The 16704-nt window shown below is 63.1% G+C and carries 21 protein-coding genes and 1 pseudogene; 7 read left to right on the plus strand and 15 right to left on the minus strand.

From position 1 onward, the window contains the following. Positions 1-8: 8 nt before the first annotated feature. From ACWFSR_RS00590 to ACWFSR_RS00605, 4 genes are all read right to left on the minus strand, one after another. The gene (locus ACWFSR_RS00590) at positions 9-320 is read right to left on the minus strand and encodes a hypothetical protein (RefSeq protein ID WP_447522807.1); all 312 of its coding nucleotides are present in this window, start codon (positions 318-320) and stop codon (positions 9-11) included. A gap of 83 nt (positions 321-403) precedes the next feature. After that, positions 404-919, minus strand: coding sequence for a GNAT family N-acetyltransferase (locus ACWFSR_RS00595; RefSeq protein ID WP_447522808.1), 516 nt, complete (start codon positions 917-919; stop codon positions 404-406). 92 nt (positions 920-1011) lie between these two features. Next, the gene (locus ACWFSR_RS00600) at positions 1012-1896 is read right to left on the minus strand and encodes an ABC transporter permease (RefSeq protein WP_447522809.1); all 885 of its coding nucleotides are present in this window, start codon (positions 1894-1896) and stop codon (positions 1012-1014) included. Further along, complete coding sequence (locus ACWFSR_RS00605) at positions 1893-2804, minus strand: ABC transporter ATP-binding protein (protein ID WP_447522810.1); 912 nt, start codon at positions 2802-2804, stop codon at positions 1893-1895. The genes ACWFSR_RS00600 and ACWFSR_RS00605 overlap by 4 nt, the downstream gene beginning before the upstream one ends. Positions 2805-2929: 125 nt before the next feature. Between ACWFSR_RS00605 and ACWFSR_RS00610 the strand changes: the two genes are divergently transcribed. From ACWFSR_RS00610 to ACWFSR_RS00620, 3 genes are all read left to right on the plus strand, one after another. After that, positions 2930-3289, plus strand: coding sequence for a PadR family transcriptional regulator (locus ACWFSR_RS00610; RefSeq protein WP_197106977.1), 360 nt, complete (start codon positions 2930-2932; stop codon positions 3287-3289). 35 nt (positions 3290-3324) lie between these two features. Beyond that, the gene (locus ACWFSR_RS00615; RefSeq protein ID WP_447522811.1) at positions 3325-4068 is read left to right on the plus strand and encodes a hypothetical protein; all 744 of its coding nucleotides are present in this window, start codon (positions 3325-3327) and stop codon (positions 4066-4068) included. Positions 4069-4175: 107 nt separating this feature from the next. Next, entirely contained in the window at positions 4176-5171 is a 996-nt protein-coding gene (locus ACWFSR_RS00620; protein WP_447522812.1) for a hypothetical protein, read from the plus strand. On the opposite strand, the gene ACWFSR_RS00625 is transcribed toward ACWFSR_RS00620, so the two are convergent. Both ACWFSR_RS00625 and ACWFSR_RS00630 read right to left on the minus strand, forming a co-directional pair. Next, the gene (locus ACWFSR_RS00625) at positions 5089-5439 is read right to left on the minus strand and encodes a cell wall-binding repeat-containing protein (protein WP_447523457.1); all 351 of its coding nucleotides are present in this window, start codon (positions 5437-5439) and stop codon (positions 5089-5091) included. The genes ACWFSR_RS00620 and ACWFSR_RS00625 overlap by 83 nt on opposite strands. Next, a pseudogene (locus ACWFSR_RS00630) lies at positions 5416-5574 on the minus strand (cell wall-binding repeat-containing protein); the annotation flags it as partial. The pseudogene ACWFSR_RS00630 and the gene ACWFSR_RS00625, both read right to left, overlap by 24 nt. Positions 5575-5684: 110 nt before the next feature. On the opposite strand from ACWFSR_RS00630, the gene ACWFSR_RS00635 reads away from it, so the two are divergent. Then, a complete protein-coding gene (locus ACWFSR_RS00635; protein WP_447523458.1) occupies positions 5685-5990 on the plus strand; it encodes a luciferase domain-containing protein in 306 nt (101 codons plus the stop codon). Positions 5991-5999: 9 nt separating this feature from the next. Next, the gene (locus ACWFSR_RS00640) at positions 6000-6365 is read left to right on the plus strand and encodes a cupin domain-containing protein (protein WP_197106981.1); all 366 of its coding nucleotides are present in this window, start codon (positions 6000-6002) and stop codon (positions 6363-6365) included. Here ACWFSR_RS00640 and ACWFSR_RS00645 read toward each other — a convergent pair. Both ACWFSR_RS00645 and ACWFSR_RS00650 read right to left on the minus strand, forming a co-directional pair. After that, positions 6362-6877 (minus strand): RNA polymerase sigma factor, encoded by a 516-nt coding sequence (locus ACWFSR_RS00645; protein WP_447522813.1) that lies wholly within the window; start codon positions 6875-6877, stop codon positions 6362-6364. The genes ACWFSR_RS00640 and ACWFSR_RS00645 overlap by 4 nt on opposite strands. Then, on the minus strand, positions 6865-7449 hold the full coding sequence (locus ACWFSR_RS00650; RefSeq protein WP_447522814.1) for a hypothetical protein: 585 nt from the start codon (positions 7447-7449) through the stop codon (positions 6865-6867). The genes ACWFSR_RS00645 and ACWFSR_RS00650 overlap by 13 nt, the downstream gene beginning before the upstream one ends. A 175-nt stretch (positions 7450-7624) precedes the next feature. On the opposite strand from ACWFSR_RS00650, the gene ACWFSR_RS00655 reads away from it, so the two are divergent. Beyond that, a complete protein-coding gene (locus ACWFSR_RS00655) occupies positions 7625-8098 on the plus strand; it encodes a hypothetical protein (protein ID WP_447522815.1) in 474 nt (157 codons plus the stop codon). Positions 8099-8164: 66 nt separating this feature from the next. Continuing rightward, on the plus strand, positions 8165-9352 hold the full coding sequence (locus ACWFSR_RS00660; RefSeq protein WP_447522816.1) for an MFS transporter: 1188 nt from the start codon (positions 8165-8167) through the stop codon (positions 9350-9352). A gap of 35 nt (positions 9353-9387) precedes the next feature. Here the strand turns inward: ACWFSR_RS00660 and ACWFSR_RS00665 are convergent, their stop codons facing one another. The 7 genes from ACWFSR_RS00665 to ACWFSR_RS00695 form a co-directional block, all read right to left on the minus strand. Beyond that, the gene (locus ACWFSR_RS00665) at positions 9388-9756 is read right to left on the minus strand and encodes a hypothetical protein (RefSeq protein WP_447522817.1); all 369 of its coding nucleotides are present in this window, start codon (positions 9754-9756) and stop codon (positions 9388-9390) included. 45 nt (positions 9757-9801) lie between these two features. Beyond that, on the minus strand, positions 9802-10158 hold the full coding sequence (locus ACWFSR_RS00670; protein WP_447522818.1) for a cupin domain-containing protein: 357 nt from the start codon (positions 10156-10158) through the stop codon (positions 9802-9804). Positions 10159-10162: 4 nt separating this feature from the next. Continuing rightward, entirely contained in the window at positions 10163-12022 is a 1860-nt protein-coding gene (locus tag ACWFSR_RS00675) for a YhgE/Pip family protein (protein ID WP_447522819.1), read from the minus strand. Further along, complete coding sequence (locus ACWFSR_RS00680; RefSeq protein WP_447522820.1) at positions 12019-12705, minus strand: hypothetical protein; 687 nt, start codon at positions 12703-12705, stop codon at positions 12019-12021. Before ACWFSR_RS00680 ends, ACWFSR_RS00675 begins: the two co-directional genes overlap by 4 nt. 20 nt (positions 12706-12725) lie before the next feature. Next, entirely contained in the window at positions 12726-13439 is a 714-nt protein-coding gene (locus ACWFSR_RS00685) for a TetR/AcrR family transcriptional regulator (RefSeq protein WP_447522821.1), read from the minus strand. A gap of 124 nt (positions 13440-13563) precedes the next feature. Further along, positions 13564-14991 (minus strand): NAD(P)/FAD-dependent oxidoreductase, encoded by a 1428-nt coding sequence (locus tag ACWFSR_RS00690; protein WP_447522822.1) that lies wholly within the window; start codon positions 14989-14991, stop codon positions 13564-13566. A 33-nt stretch (positions 14992-15024) separates the two neighbouring features. Further along, positions 15025-16686 carry an amidohydrolase gene (locus ACWFSR_RS00695; protein WP_447522823.1) on the minus strand — a complete coding sequence of 554 codons (1662 nt, stop codon included), beginning with the start codon at positions 16684-16686 and terminating at the stop codon, positions 15025-15027. Positions 16687-16704: the final 18 nt, after the last annotated feature.

Genomic DNA, 16704 nt, shown 5'->3' on the forward strand with positions numbered 1-16704 from the left:
CGACCGGATTAGCTGTCGGTGGAAGGGATGTCCATCCCGAGTTCGTTCAGTGGTGAGTTATCCACCGGCTGCGGTTGGTGCTCAATGGGGCAGTTGAGAATTGTGTTCGGTGTGGAATGGTCGATGAAGTGCTCAGATATCGGCCGCCCGCACACGGGACACACTGCATCCGCAACCTTCTCAACGACTGCCTCGTATGGCCCTAGGTCAGGTACGCCCAGAATCGGAAACAGTTTTTCGTTCAGCCAATCGATGAATCCGACGTAGCCTCCAGGGCCAGACGTTTCATCCTCGCCTTTCGCGTGCTCGTGTTCGTTCATAACCTCAGCGTAGCCACGGGTCGCGGCAACGGTAAGGGGTGTGGCGACGCAGTTTCACGCGCGTGCTGCAGCATCCTTCGTTGTCACTGGCGCGCTGCCGAAGAGCTATTGAGCGATTTGGTCATCCGAAAATTCATCAGCGGAACACCATTCATCACGGGATGCTGTTCGGCTTCCACCTGGAAGCCCCGCTTCTCGAAGAACGGCCGAGCCGTGACGCTCACGTTGGCGGAGAGCAACGGGCACGCTCGCTCGCGGGCGACGACCTCGATGAACGTCAGCAGCGCAGACGCGACGCCCTGGCGCAAGTGCTGGGGAGAAACGAACATCATGTCGATGTCGCCGTCGGAGCTAACATCCGAGAAACCCGCGATTTCACCGTCGACCACAGCGACGAAACTGTTGCGGGCTCTCATGGACTGATTCCAGGCCGGCACCTCGCGCTCGTTTGCGCGCGCCCACGCCGCAATCTGCTCCGGCGAGTAGTCGGCGGATGCCGTGACGGTAATCGCAGAAAGGAACACTGCCAGCGTTGGCACCGCATCCGCTGGCCGATACGGGCGCACGTCGATGGGAGTCGAACGCGTGCGTGGGTTCATCTCCTCATTATGCAAGGAAAACGCCCGCCTCCTTCAGCTACGGTAACGGTGTGGCTGAAGGAGACGGGCGAGCTTCTGCTCCGTCGAAACGTCTAGGCGTCGCGACGCTTAATGAGCGCGGATGCGGCGATGAGCAGTACGACAACCCAGGCGAGTAGCACTAGGAAGCCTCGGGTGGGATCGAGGGTGAGTACTTCGTCGGCGATTCCTCCGAGGGCTGGACCGCCTGCGGCGGAGTCGCTACCGATGGCATACATTTGGCTGCCAGCGGATGACGGCAGTAGCGCCGAGAGGTTGAATATCCACGCCACTTGCGCCACGCTCGCGAGGATAGAGAGCACGGTGGGCACCACCAAGAGCAGCCCCAGCACCGTCGCAATGCCACCAGCGCTGTTACGTAGAATCGCACCGAAACCGAAAGCCAGAAGCGCAATGAGGGTCAGGTAACCGGCGCCACCCACGAGAGCACGCATCACGTCGCCATCCAGAAGTTGCCCTTCAACACCCTTGCTCGCAAGTATCGGCGCGGTAACCAGTGCTGTGAGGGCGATTGAGAGGAGACCGACCGCGAAAGTGGCTACCGCCAGCACTAGCGCTTTCGCAAAGAGGGCCGGCAATCTTTTGGGCACCGCCGCGAACGTCGAACGGATCATGCCCGTCGTGTATTCACCGCTAATGATGAGCACACCAAGCACGGCGGCGACAAGCTGCGTGAAGTTCACGCCAAGCGTTGCCACCATCACCGTGAATGATTTCTGCGTTTCGACGTCAAGGGCAGGGCCTGCCGAGGTGTCGATGGTGGCTGTCATGAGGAGGCCAAATCCGACCGTGAGCAGCACGATGATCGCAAACGACCACCGGGTCGAGCGAAGCGTGCGCAGCTTGATCCATTCGGAGCGCACGACGCGCAGGAAGCTCAAGTGTGTAGAGCGTTGACCTGCCGCAGCGGGGGAAGCCTCGAGGGTGGTGTTGGTCATCGGGAAACCTCCGAGTGGTATTCAACGTCATCTTGCGTGAGTTCTAGGTAGGCATCCTCAAGCGAGGCGGCGAGCGGAGTGAGCTCGTGAAGCACGATGCCCGCCTGTGCTGCTGCCTCACCGATCTGAGCGGATGCCAGACCGGCGATGGTCAGAAGGTCACCTTCGACGCTCGTGATCGTCGCTTCGCTTCCGGATAGCCGGTTTGCGAGTTCAGCGGCCTGCGGAGTGCGCACTCGCACGGCGGTGCCGGTCGCTAGTGCCAAAATATCGCCGACGGGGGCATCCGCAATGATGCGGCCGCGCCCGAGCACGATGAGGTGGTCTGCGGTGAGAGACATCTCGCTCATGAGGTGAGAGGAGAGGAAGATTGTGCGGCCCTCTGAGGCGAGTTGTCTCGTGAGCTTGCGCACCCACATGACGCCTTCGGGGTCGAGGCCGTTTACTGGCTCATCGAGGATCAGGGTTTGGGGATCACCGAGGAGCGCTGCGGCGATCCCGAGGCGTTGGCCCATGCCGAGCGAGAAGCCGCCGACACGCTTCTTGGCGACAGATTCGAGGCCGGTCATCGCAATGACTTCGTGCACGCGTGCTTTGCCGATGCCGTGGGTGGCGGCCATGGCGAGGAGGTGGTTGTAGGCGGTGCGCCCGGTGTGGATTGCTTTCGCGTCGAGCAGCGCACCCACTTCGTGCATGGGGTTGTGGTGTTGGGCGTACTTTTTGCCGTTCACGGTAACCGAGCCAGAATCGGGGCGATCGAGGCCGATGATGGTGCGCATAGTGGTGGACTTGCCGGCGCCGTTCGGGCCGAGGAAGCCGGTAACGAGACCGGGACGGATGGTCGCGGTGATGTTGTCGACGGCGGTTTTGGCGCCATACCTCTTGGTTAGTCCTTGAATTTCAATCATGTCTTAAGTGTACGAGCGCGCTCGCGTGGCGGGGTCCGCCGTAAGGATGACTTTGCGGACCTCGCGAGGGAGATTCCGATGCACCTGCCGTTGCTATATTCCAGTTACAAGAGTATCTTTTGGGAATGGCAACTGAAATGCGAGAGCCGACGTTCTGGGTGTTGACCGTTCTGATGGGTGGGCGCCGACACGGCTACGCGCTGATCGAAGAGGCGCGCATCCTGTCTGAGGGCAGAGTCAACCTGAAGGTCGCGACTCTGTATGCCTCGCTCGATCGGCTGGGGAGCCAGGGCTGGGTGATTCTCGACGGAGACGAAGTTGTCGATGGGCGGTTGCGCCGGTACTTCCGGATCACCGATGAAGGTGCGGCGCGGCTCGAAAGTGAAGTGAATCGACTTGAGGCCAATGCGCGTCAAGCCCGCGCCCGCTTAGACAAGCACCGCGCCACGAGGCCAGCCACCGCGCGCCTCCAGAGCGCGACGTAAAGCACCGACGCCCGTCCCATCCCCAAGGAACTCTTATGAATGACGAAAGAACCTCCCGCTACCGCAAACTCATCCGCTGGTATCCCGCAGTGTGGCGCGCCAGAAATGGCGAAGCCGTTGTCGCCACGCTGCTCGATGCCGACGATGCTGCGGGCCGAACGTCACCGAGCACCGCAGATCGAAGCGCGCTAGTGGTTGGTGGTCTCTATGAGCGAGTGATCGCGCCGGAACGACTCAACCGCTTCAACCTCACAGCCCTTATCGCGGCCACAGTATTCGCGCTCTGGTACGCGGCTGTAATCACATGGTCGCCTGGCCTTGACTTTGTAGGCACGTTTGGCCCGTTCTCTAACCCGATGGTGATTGTCAGCGTCATGTTGGTCAGTGCGTTCGTGCTCGCCCTGTGTGGGCGAGTCAAGAGCGCGCGCCTGGTTGCATTGTTCAGCGTTGCTTCAGTGATAGTCATTGGGGTGTTGTCAGCCACATTTTCGTGGCTTGGTCCGAGTCTTCTTGCCATCGCTATTTTCGCGGGATTCGGCTTGATTGCGGCGTCACCTTTACGTTCGAAGGCTGACCTCGTTCGAGCGGGCGGTGCACTCTTCCTGGTCGCTATCGGCTTCTTCGCGTTGGCAATACTGCGCCTGCCTCCCTTGGAATACGTTCTCTACGACTGGTCGAGCTATCTAAAAATTCAAGTCGCGGGTGCCGCTTTTGTCGGAGCGCTCATTCTCATGTGGCCGAGAATTCGCACTAGGCGCGTACTGCCACGACCGGAGTGAGTCGCGCAACGGAACGCGTGCCGCGCGGGCGCTCTCACTGCCGAGAGCACGAATTTCGTTGCCGAGTAAAGCTTCATTCTGCGGGCTTCGAGATTTAGGCTGACGTCATGCCTTTGGATGCTCGCACGCTTCTGTCTGGACCGCGCGGCCGTCGTCTTTGCGTTGCTGTGGCTCAGCACGACCCTCATCAGTCAATCCCGGCAGCGGCATCGCTCGGATACCTTCTTGTATATGCCGCCCATCATCGAGAGAAAGCGCGAGGGCAAGGGGGAGCTATCTTCGGCTGGGGCCTTCCCAATCCGCTTCCCGAGCCCAGTGTCGAGGACATTGCCGAGGCCCTCGACAGGATCCCTCTGACGTCGATCGGTATCCCTGATGCTCTTGAAGCCTGCGCCGCTTCTGTGGATAGCGCACGCTATTGGCAAGAACCCGATGGCAGAGACGAACTTTTAGCGGATGCCCGCCTCGAGCGTTCGCTGATGCGCGTCGCGGAGCACATCGTGACGTCGCCGACGACCGAGTGGTGGAGTGACCCCGTGGCGCCGCAGCAGTGGGCGGTCAATTTTCGAGATCGCCCGGCAGATCCCACCGCTGATGATTCGGGTGGCTGGTGGTCGCGGCCACCGTTCGGGCTTACCACGACAACGCGGGCGCTGCCCGGTCTAGGCCCGGTCGGGCTCTGGCTGGTCGAAGATCGCTCTGACGAAGAACCAGCGGATATTCACGCGGTGTCCTACGAAGGCACTCCGCGTGTGTTCGAAATTGTTGCTGCAGAGTCGTGGGCCGAACTTTGCCGGCGGTATCCGCTCGAGATCACCGCTACCTGGCGCCACGACTGGTACCGCACCACAGGCCGTAGCGGAAAATGGATGATGCCTGACTGGTCGCGAGTCGCCGACGATTTCGATGCGGTGCACCTTACTCTCGCGGCCTATCTCTCTGCTGCCGGAGTCGCTATCCCGCTCGACGACGGCTTCGCGAGTGTCATTGCCGGGTGGAATCCCGACGAAACTTACTGGTTCACCGATGTTGTGACGCATCCGGGTTCTGACGCCTCGTGGATGCGAGACGAGCAGACAGGGCGGTGGCGGCAGCTCGGTTAACCGCGCTCTGCACGAGCAAAGGGAGCGTGACCCGCACTGGTGCGGACCACACTCCCTTTTGTGATCCTGCGAGAGCGGCACCGGCGAGAGCATCCGCAAACCCGGAGCCTGTAGCGAGATAGACGGTGCTCGCTGATGAGAACTCGTTCGCATTGATTGCAACCGCGGTCGCGTAGCGGTCAGAACCACTGTTGCGCTTGACGGTCGAGAAGTTCGTCTTCAGGTTGGTCAGGATGGCGCTAGAGACAGCGCCACTGCCGTCGGCGATCTTCACCGAGGTCACTCCCAGAGACTTCAACAGCGTTACTGTTGCCGCGTCAACCTTGCTCGCGTTGCCAGGAATCAGCACGACTGGACCGCCAAAGTTGGCTGCAGCAGGGGTTGCTGTGAGCGCATCAGGGAAGTCGCTTCCGTTTCTCGGCGATGCCGAGAGGCAGACGGCTTTTAGTGGTCGACAAACTGGTCTACCTGTTCATGCTCACTCGTTGAGCGAGGGGTAGACAAAACGGTCGGATAGGGAGTAAACGCGGCGGCTGCGCTCCGGGAGAAGTTGGCAGAGTTTCCCAACGCTCGACACCTGAACTATGGGGGTCAGCTAGTTCACCGGACCTTCGCACTGTCTCCGATACGAGCCTTCACCTGTGCCTTCCCGCTGAGAGGGGACAGGAACTCGCCAAGTTGGGCTGGGGTCAACCCCACCAGTACGAAGACTTCGGCACTGAGTTCTTGATCTACGGACCGCGAACCACTAGCGAGGTGGATGCCGTCGTATCGATCATCGAGGAGAGCCTCGTTTTCGCTCGCCAATCGCCCCGCTAGGGTGGGCGCATGTCAGCCACCGCATCCAGCCTCACCGCCGCCCTCGCCAGCATCTCTGAGCATTGGCAGCCGCACCGTGTTGCACGCGTCAATGACCACGATGTGAAAATCGTGAAGCTACAGGGCGAGTTCGTGTGGCATTCCCACCCTGAAACAGATGAGCTGTTTTTGGTGGTGGAGGGGCAGCTCACCATCCAACTGCGGGACCGCGACATTGTGCTCAGCCCCAACGAACTGTTTGTGATCCCTCGCGGCGTTGAGCATTGCCCGAAGGCTGAGTGCGAGGTATCCGCCGTCATCATCGAACTCGGCGGCACTGTGAACACCGGCGATGCTGGCGGAGACCGCACTTCGGCGCTCCGCGAGCTGGGTTAGCTGATCCGCACGCTCGCGGAAAGCTCGGCTTCGACGGCCGCTTTAGCTGCTGCGTAGCGGCTGCGCGCCGTCGAGGCGTTGAGTTCGAGCACGGCAGCGGCATCCGCGATCGTGAGGCCATCCCAATGGATGAGCTTCAACAGTTCTGATTGGGCGGCAGGCAAAGCTTCGAGTGCCGCACGTACCTCGCCTTGAGCGTCATCCACGCTTTCGGCGACGGCGATCGTGTCAGCGCGCATCAGCTCAGTGCGCAAGGTCTCGACAAGGTTGCCGCGCCGGCGCACTGCGCGGCGGTGGTTGAGGAGGGTGTTGCGGGCGACACCGTAGAGCCACCGTTTGGCCTCGTCATCGAGCTCCGGCATCGTGCGTCGTCGGCGCCACGCGACAAGAGCTGTCTCAGAAAAGAGGTCTGCAGCGTCCTCAACGTTTGCGACGCGGTACGTGAAATAGGCGAGGAGTGCAGTCTGGTGCAATCGGATGGCATCCTGAGCACGCATATCTACAGCGTGCACTCGTCGATCCCTCTCAGATCGAACCCGCCCACTGGGGTTCCGCGGCGGTCGAACTCCGCTTGAGTGGCGGAGATGACTTGTGTCTTGATCGTGCGCGAGAGGTATTCCGCGGCTCCTTGGTGGTTATTGCCAAGTAGGACGCCGGGTGAAAGGACAAGGGCAGGGTCTGGTTCGATGGCTGACCAGTCCTGCGTTTGGATGAACCTTCTCGCCTCATTAAAAGTTGCTTGATTGAAGTTCGCCCGTTCGGGTACAGCAATGAGTATGAATCCACCGCTGCAGGCATAGTCCTCATCGCTGACCGTGATGGTGGCCGTCCACTCGAAATCGTAGGGCTCTCCGGTGTCGAGCAGGGAGGGCGGAAGGACGGGGAACAGAAGCCCGGCAGCGGCTGCCGCTGCGGTGCCAGCTCCGAGGAAGAGCGCGGAAAGCCCGGTGATGACAAGGGGCCGTCGGAATCGAGGTGTTCGCGTCGATGAATCGACGACGTTACTCAGGGCCGCCGACACGGCGGGTGTGGAGACGGGGCGTCGGGGGGCGCTCGCGTTGAGCAGTTCGGTTGTTCGGTCCATCACGTTCTCCGCTTCGTAGGGTTGCTCCTACTCAGTACATGTCCGACTGCACTATGGCTGTCCACGTTTGCGGCGATTAATTGTCGTTTGCCCATTAATCGCTCGACATTTTCTCGACTTTCGGCCTAGCCTAAGGGTGGGGAAGGGGCTTACGAACGATCGCGAGGATTTTCTCATGTCACAGGACTCGATGACCAAGGTGGTGGAGTCGGCCGACCTGTCGCATGTCAAGGTGATCGTGGCGGGCACCCAACGGCTGATTGTCACGGCGGCGCTTGCGACGGTCGGCTACGGCGCGTTTCTTTTGGCGGGCAAGGGAATTTGTGCTGGCGTGCTCAATAGCGGAGGCGGCTTTATCGACGCGGACCGCAATGTCATGGTCAGTGTGCCGCAGTGCATCTCTTTGACTCAGGCGCCCAGCGGCCTCGTCTACGTCGCGATCGCTGTCACCACGATTTTTGCGATCCGTACAGTGCAGCGCCGGGCGGGCACTGTTGCGGAGACGATTCGCTATCTCGACCATGCCGTCGCAGGCATCGTCATTCTGGCGGTCGCGTCCCTGATCATCAGTTATGCCTGGTTCTCGCTGATCCCGAGCACGGACTGGAGCGGCGGGGGCACGCTCCTCTTTTTACCCTCGGCGCGGTAGACGTCTACATCTCGCCAATGCCGCTGCCGTAATCCGCGGCGGAGGGTTGCTGAGAGAATTGATCCCATGACCGCCACTGCCACGCCGGCCCGCCTTCGCGCTGCTGCGATTGCGACGTTTCTCGTCTTCGGAATCAATGGCCTGGTGTTCGCCAGCTGGGCGGCCCGCATTCCTGCCGTGACTGAAACCCTGAGCCTCACGCCGGGGCAGATGGGTGGTCTGCTGTTGTGCCTCGCTGTGGGTTCTCTTATCGCGCTCCCGTCGGCGGGCTCCATCACTCAGCGAATCGGCGCCGCCAACACAGTACGAGTCGCCGGCCTGATCGCGGCTCTCGCCGCGGCAGGGATCGCGCTCTCGCTTTCCGCTGCGACCACTGCCGGCACCGCTGTGTCGCTCTTCGTCTTCGGGATCGGAATCGGGCTCTGGGATGTCGCGATCAATATCGAGGGTGCCGACGTTGAACACAGACTGGGGCGCACCATCATGCCGCAGTTGCACGCCGCTTTCAGCGGGGGAGCGTTCCTCGGAGCGGTTATTGGTGCGGGCCTTGCCAACCTCGGTGTCGGGTTACCGGGTCACCTCCTGGTCATCGCCATCGTGGTCGCGGTGGCGACGCAATGGCTTCCGCGCTACTTTGTGCCGCGTGTCCCGGAGCCGACTCAGCCCACAGACGATATTGCGTCGCCCAAGGTGCGCAGCGCCTGGAGCGACCGCCGCACCCTGCTCATCGGCGTCGTGGTGCTCGGGGCGACGCTCACCGAGGGCGCCGGAAACGATTGGATCGCCAAGGCGGCCGTTGATGGCCTAGAGGTAACCGAAGCCAACGGCGCCTTCATGTTCGCGACCTTCGTGCTGGCGATGACGGCCATGCGCTTCTTTGGCGGCAGGGTGATCGATGCTTTCGGTCGCGTCGCCGTGCTGCGGGGAAGCATGGCCGCTGCCGCCATTGGCCTCACCATCTTCGTATTCGCGCCCACCCTCTGGCTCGCTCTGATCGGTGTTGCACTCTGGGGAGTTGGCGCCGCGCTCGCCTTCCCGATGGGGATGTCGGCAGCGGCCGATGACCCGAAGCACGCTGCGGCCAGAGTGTCTGTCGTTGCCACTATCGGCTACGTGGCATTCCTTGCCGGACCGCCACTGCTGGGGTTCCTCGGCGACGCCGTCGGAATCAGGGGCGCTCTGCTCGCAATCGGAGTGCCGATTGTAGTGGCACTCGTTCTTGCCGTCGCAGCAAAACCACTGCCGAAGAAGTAGTTCAGCGCCCGCTCGAACGCCGCCGGGGAGTCATCTCAGGACTTAACGGCTTCGTCGACGATGCCCACGAAGCGACTGCCGATGCCGTCGATCTCCGAGCGGAACACCCCGTCAGCGGGAGCGGGAAGCTCATCTGCGTCATGCCAATCGCACGTCAGGTACGTGAACGCTGGCCACCATTTCTTGGGGCGGGCCGCCTCCGTGAAGCCGCAGACCGTGCAGGTCAGCTGCATCCACACGGGGCGTTTGCCGGTGCGGTTGGCGAGCGACTGAACCAGCCACGCTGGCGGGTTGGCTTGTAGCTCTTCGAACTCGGCATCCGACATCCGATTCGGGAGGTCATGCCGTCTCGCCATCTCCAAAGGAATGTCGAGGCGGAGTGCAACTTCCCGGCGTGTGATCATGCTCCTACGGTACGCGACGCAGCCGTGCTCGGCGGCGCACGCGAGCTAGCTGATGTAGATCTTGCGCAGCGTTTCGGTGATCATCCAGGTGGTCTGCATGCCCTCGGTGAGTCGCACAACATCGCCAGGGCCGACAACGACGGTGCGATCATCCGCAGCGAAGTGGATGCTGGCGCGCCCGCTAATCACCACAAAGACCTCATCGACCTCGGTGTCTGTTGCGGTGCCCACGGTCATTTCCCAGATGCCGATCTCGCTGTCGCCGAGGGTGTCGAGCACGGCGTAGCCCGCGGTCGGAGTGCCCTCAACCACTTCGTCTGCCTCAAGGGCTTCGTGGGCGACGGGGACGGCGCTCGCCGCAAGGGGCGTGCCGGGGCTGAGGAGTGCTGCGGGTTCGGTCATGGGCTCAGCCTATGAGACTGGGCTGCAGATCGCGCAGGGTGCGGCGGTGGGTCATGCGGGTCACTCCGATGGCAGAGAGGATGAGCGCGCCACCGAGCCAGGCGCCGAGCACGAGAGCGTCGGTGCCGACTCGGGCGATGTCGCCGCCGTACATGAACTGGCGCATGGCATCCACGACGTAGCCCATCGGCAGCACGTGGTGCAGGGCGGCCAGCGGTGCGGGCAGGGTTTGCCACGGGAAGGTGCCGCCGGCGGTGACGAGTTGCAGCACCATGAGCACGAGCCCCAAGAATTGGCCGACGGAGCCGAACCAAATGTTGAGGGCCAGAATGATGGCCGCGTAAGTGAAGCTTGCCGCGATCATCACGCCGAGGGTGCCGAGGGGATGCGTGAAGTTGAAGCCGAGAGCGATGGCGAGAATGCCGAACAGCGCCACCATTTGCAGCGCGCCGAGCACGGCGGGGGTGAGCCAGCCGGCCAGAGTCACCCGAATCGGTGATCGCAGGGCGGTCACGGCACGCTTGGAGACGGGCTTCACGATGAGGAAGAGGGCGTAGATGCCGATCCAGCCCGCCAGAGCCGTGAAGAACGGGGCAAGGCCAGCACCATAGTTGCCCGCGGTCGTCACGGCGCTGGTCTCGACCGCGACCGGGTCAGCAATCGTTTCGGCCTGAAGGGCACGCAGCGCTTCGCTCGAATCGGGCAGAGCTTCGACGCCGCTCGCGAGCCCATCGCGCAGTTCGGCGGTTCCGTCGGCGAGAGTGCCGAGGCCGTCTCTGAGGGTGCTCACTCCATCACTGAGTGTTGATGCTCCGGATGTTGCGGAGCCGGTCGCTGTGGCGATCTGCTGCGCCCCCGAGGCGAGCTCAGCTGCACTACTCGCGAGCGTGTTCGCGCCGGCGGCAAGTTCATCGACCTGCGACACCGCGGACTGCACGGTGCCGTTGCCCGCCGCGATGCGATCACTGAGCGGGTCGAGTGCCGAGAGCACGTCGTCAATCTCGGTCGCGTCGAGCCCCTGCTCGGTGAGCGCGGTCACGAGGTCGGCGCGAGCGGTGGGGAGGGCATCTGCGATGTCTTGGGCGGCCGTGCCCGCGCGATCGGCATAACCCGCAAGCTCGGTGTTGCCGGCGGCGACCTGCGCTGCTCCGGCGGAGAGTTGGTCGGCTCCGCTCGCGAGAGTGTCGGTGGCGGTGCTGAGCTCGGTCAGTCCCGAAGTCAGAGTGCTCGCGCCATCCGACAGTTCACCTGCACCGGAGACGGCATCGTGCGAACCGTCGAGAAGTTGGGAGGCACCATCGGCGGCATCCGACAGCTCAGAGCGGATGTCAGAGATCGCCGTCAGCAGAGTGCCGGCCGCTTCTTCTCCCACGAGTTGCGCTACCGACCGCCGGATCTGTTCGACGGCCTGTTTGCCGATGGTGGACGCCAAGTAGTTGTTGGCATCGTTAGTTTCGAGGTCGATCTCGGCCTGATGGGGATCGGTGTCTGCGATGGAGGTGAGGGCATCTGAGAAATCGTGCGGGATGGTCACCGTGAAGTCGACATCGCCGTCGGCCAGCGCCGTCTCGGCGTCAGCGGCGGAAAGCACGTGCCATTCGAAGTCATTGCCATCGAGCAGATCGTCGGCGACTTGCTGGCCGTAGTTCACCGCCTCGTCGTCGTCATCTGCGGGCACACCATCGTCGTTGACGACCAACCCGACCGGCACTTCAGCAAAGCTGCCGTAGGGGTCTTGGTTGGCCCACAGGTACACGCCGCCATAGAGCACAGGCACGAGCATGAGCGCGAGCAAAGCGAGCATCGCCATGCGTGACGAAGTGAGTCGCCGCAGTTCAGCGGCGATCATTGCGGGAACCTTCATACGTTGTCTACTCCTACGCCGCCGCCACTTTGGGCCCAGGCAGCGCTACGTTCGTCGAAAGCGCCCAGGCTGTTGCGCAGGGATGCTTCGGCAGATTCGGCACGCTCGATCACATCGGCGTGGGTAATGGCCCATTCGGAGGCGCGACCGGCGACCGCGAGAACGGCGAGACCACGATCAGCAAACTCGCCGAAGAGGGTCCACCAGTCGAGGGGCTGGCCGCCATGGCGGTCCGGTGCGGTCACGACGAGGGCTTCGACGTGGGGGCGCAGCACGGCTAGCTCGCACAGCACCCGCAGTCTCGTGATCGGCTCAATGTCGGCTATCGCAGTCGAGGCGAGGGAACGAAAGCCTGCCGCGTCGAGCCAGCGCCGGGCCGAGAGGGGGTCGGCGCGACGGCCAGCGAACATGAGCTCTTCGGCGACGACACCGACGAGCGGCACTCCGGCATCCGGGTCAGAAACTCCGGGGGCGTCAACGAGAGCGACGCCGCGGCGGAGCGCACGGGCATCCGCTCGACCATCGATCGTGACGGTGCCCGAGTCTGGCCGCATGCGACCAGAGGCGATGAGCCCAAGCACGGTCGGGCGCTGTTCAGTTTCGGCAACCGCCAGCGTCACTGTGCCGCTGTCAAAGGTGGTGGATGTCGCGGGCAAATCTTCGGCGTCGTGACCCTTCGTCACTCCGCTCAACTCGACGCGCATCAGCGTTTGGCCCCAGCGGCGGGAGTATCGCCGGCAGCGGGAGCAGCGTCGCCAGCAGCCGGAGCGACGTCGGCAGGGGCAGCGCCGTCAGCGGCCGGAGCACCGAGAATATCGGGATGCGCCTCGAGCAGGGCTACCGTTTCGCGCCACGAGAGCCCAGCCATGCTGAGCGTGGTGCGCACCGCGAGGGAACGGGCTTCGGGCAGAGACGCATCGACGCGAGTGATGGCGGCGCGAGCTGCTTCTTCGACGAGTCGGGCGAGGGTCGTGACATCCACATCGGTACGGAGAGTGCCGTCATTCTGACCGCGCTGCAGGATGGCGGCAACAGCGGCACGGAGTGGTGCGAGCGCCTTCCCGGTGGCTTCGAGATGGGCGTCATCGAGCGCGATGGAGGCGGCAACCTGCACGTGGGCAGCCTGTTGCCACAGCAGTGAGGTGAGGCGGGCAAGCGCGACTTGAGCGTCGGCGTCGGTAACGTCAATGGCGATGCGGTTGAAGCGTTCGGCGCCTGCTTCGATGATCTCGGTGAGAAGCGCGTTGCGATCGGCGAAGTGGCCGTAGAGCGCGCGGCGTGAGAGCCCGGCGCTGCGGGCGATCGTGTTGATCGACGCCTGGGGGTCGTGGGCAATCGCGGCGGTGGCGGCACTGAGAATGCCGGCGCGGTTATCGACTGCGTCCTGTCGCGGGCGACGGGGAGCGGAAGTTGTCATGCAGCCACTGTAATAACTTGCACATTGCTGTGCAAGTTATTACAGGTGACTGACAGGTGCGGTCGCGCGGCGCGGATTGTTGCGCGACCGAAGCCGCGAAAGCACCGGCCGCGCGAACGACTTGCTACGAGTCGAAACCGAGGCCCAGAGCATCCAGCGTCTTCAGAATCACGTTGCGGCGACCTTCGTTGTGGTCGGCACGATTGAGCGACCAGCGCGTGGCCTGAATGCCCACGGAGGCGATTGGCTCGGGCGGGAACGGGAGCGGCATCTTCTTCACCATCTCCAACTCGGTGCGCTCGGTCGTGAGACCGTCGAGCTTGTCGAGCATCACCTGCGCGGCGAAGCGAGTCGCTCCGACACCCAGCCCCGTGAAGCCAGCCGAGTATGCCACGCGACCGTTGCGAGCCAGACCGAAGAACGCGCTGAACTGAGTTGACGCGTCAATCGCGCCCGCCCAGCGGTGGCTGAACTTGAGGCCCTCTAGCTGCGGGAACGTCGTGAAGAAATGACTCGCAAGGCGCTCGAAGCTCTCCGGACGGTTCTCGTACTCATCGCGAACCTTGCGGCCGTAATGGTAAACCGCGTCATAGCCGCCGAACAGAATGCGGTTGTCGGCGCTCAGACGGTAGTAATGGAACTGGTTTGCCATGTCCGCAAGACCCTGACGGTTCGACCACCCGATCGACGCGAGTTGCTCAGGGCTCAAGGGTTCCGTCATGAGCACATAGTCATAGACGGGAACCGTGTGCAGGCGCGCACGCTTCAGCAACGACGGAAAAGCGTTCGTCGCGAGCGCAACCCTGGCCGCGTGAACGCGACCCTTCTTGGTGTGCACGACTGCGGCATCCGTTGGCCCACCGGATGTCTCGACCTCGCGCACCGGCGAGTGCTCAAAGATTTCGACGCCGAGTTCGCTCGCGACTCGCGCCAGTTCACGAACGAGCTTGGCGGGGTGGATGATCGCATTGATGCGCTTGTTCCAGACGCCGGCGAGGTAGGTGGGCGAGTTGACCTGGGCCCTAATAGCAGCCTCGTCAAGGAAGACAGTGTCGTCGTTGGTCTCGGCTTCTTTCAGCCACTCGATCTCGTGCTCTTCAATAGCAAGGTCGAGCGAACCGGTGCGTTCGAAATCGCAGTCGAGCTTCAGTGACTTAACTGTCGCCTCAATCTCGTCAAGGTTCTGCAGGCCGAGGCGGTCAAGCTGGTCGTACTCTTTCGGCCAGCGGCTTTTGCCATTCTCTTCGCCGTGGGTGAGGCTGGCTTCGCAGAAACCACCGTTGCGGCCCGAGGCGGCCCAGCCGAGTTCGCGGGCTTCGAGCAGCACAACGCGAGCACCGGGGTTGCGTTGCTTCGCGAGCACCGCGGTCCAGAGGCCGAGATATCCTCCTCCCACAATGGCGAGGTCGGCGGTTACATCGCCAGCCAGCGCGGGGAAGGTGCGGGCATCCTTCACGTCATCAATCCAGAACGGCGTGTGCATCGAGCCCTCAAGGGAGTGGCTGATCACGGATGCCGCTGGCACATTTCTTTCGAACACTATCTTGCCCATGGGGCACTTTCCTCTCTCGCCTGGCGGCGAGCTTTATGGTTGGGCGGGCGCGCGGTACACGCGCTCGCCTTCGACGAACGTCTGCTCGGTGCGGGTGCGGCCGATGTCGGCCGTGGCACCCGCGAAGGGGTTGCGATCGAGAACGACCAGGTCGGCAAGCTTGCCGACCGCGATCGTGCCCGTCGCATCGAGATGGTTGGTGAACGCTGAACCGGCGGTGTAGGAGGTCATCGCGGTGAGCAGATTAATGCTCTGCTCGGGCAAGAACGCGTCGTAGTCGCCCTCTTCGTGGCCGGGAGCTGCCCTGCGGTTGACGGCAACGTGGATGGCCGCCATCGGGTCAGGGCTCGACACCGACCAGTCGCTGCCGGACGCCAAGTGCGTTCCGGCGCGGTGCAGGTCGGCCCACGGGTACTGCCACGAGCTGCGCGGGTCGCCCAGGAACGGCAGGGTCAGGTCGACCATCTGCGGCTCGAGTGCGGCCCAGTACGACTGAAGGTTGGCTGTCACGCCTATCTCAGCGAAGCGGTGAATGTCATCCGGATGCACGACCTGAAGGTGCGCAATGTGGTGACGGTTGTCGTTGGGACCGTTGATCGCTCGCGCTGCCTCAACCGCGTCGAGGCACTCGCGCACGGCGCGGTCGCCGATGGCGTGGAAGTGCACTTGGAAACCGAGAGCGTCGAGTTCAGTGACGTTCGAGATGAGCTGGGCGGCATCCACAAAGGAGATTCCCGAGTTGTCGGTGTGGTGACCGCAACCATCGAGGTAGGGCTCGAGCATCGCGGCGGTGAAGTTCTCGGCAACACCGTCTTGCATGATCTTCACACTCGTCGCAGCGAAGCGCCCGGTGGCGTTCTTGTCCCGGCGCATCACAAGCTCGGGAATCTGTTCGGGCCCACGCGTGCGATCCCACCAGAGAGCGCCGACAACGCGCGCGGTCAGGTCACCCGATTCGGCCGCCGCCATGTAGGCGGGAGTGGCATCGCCGGCATCCCCATAGCCGCCCAAGATGGCGTCTTGCCACGCGGTGATGCCTAGGGAGTGCAAATACTCTTGGCCGATCAGAAGCGCGCGACTGTAATCCTCGGGCGACGTTTCGGGCAGCAGCGCGTTCACGAGCGACATCGCGCCCTCGTGCAGCGTGCCGGTGGGATTGCCGGCGGCGTCGCGCTCGATGCGGCCATCGGCGGGGTCGGGCGTCGCGGCGGTGATTCCGGCAAGCTCCAGCGCGCGGGAGTTCACCCAGGCGCCGTGGCCGTCGCGGTTCGGGATGAACGCGGGTCGGTCGGCAACAGCCAGATCAAGGTCGGATGCCGTTGGCGTGCCCCCGGGGAAGGCCGACATGTTCCAGCCACCGCCCAGAATCCACTCGAGCTCAGGGTTCGCCGCTGCATAGTTCTTCAGCCGCGCTACATACTCATCGCGCGTCGAGTCCCCGGAGAGATCGCAGCGGATGAGGTCGAGCCCGCCCCACACGGCGTGCACGTGGGCATCCTGAAATCCGGGGATCAGCAGTTTGCCGTCAAGGTCAACAACCTCGGTAGCGGGACCGATGAAGGGCTGGATGTCGGCGTCGACGCTGCTGACAGCGATGATGCGGCCGTCGCGCACGGCCACGCTTCCGCGGCACGGTTCATCGCCGGTAGCCGTGAAGACGGGGCCACCGGTAAAAACGAGGTCAGCAAACGTCATGGTCGTGCACCTTCTGGT

The organism is Salinibacterium sp. NYA9b (assembly GCF_976973725.1).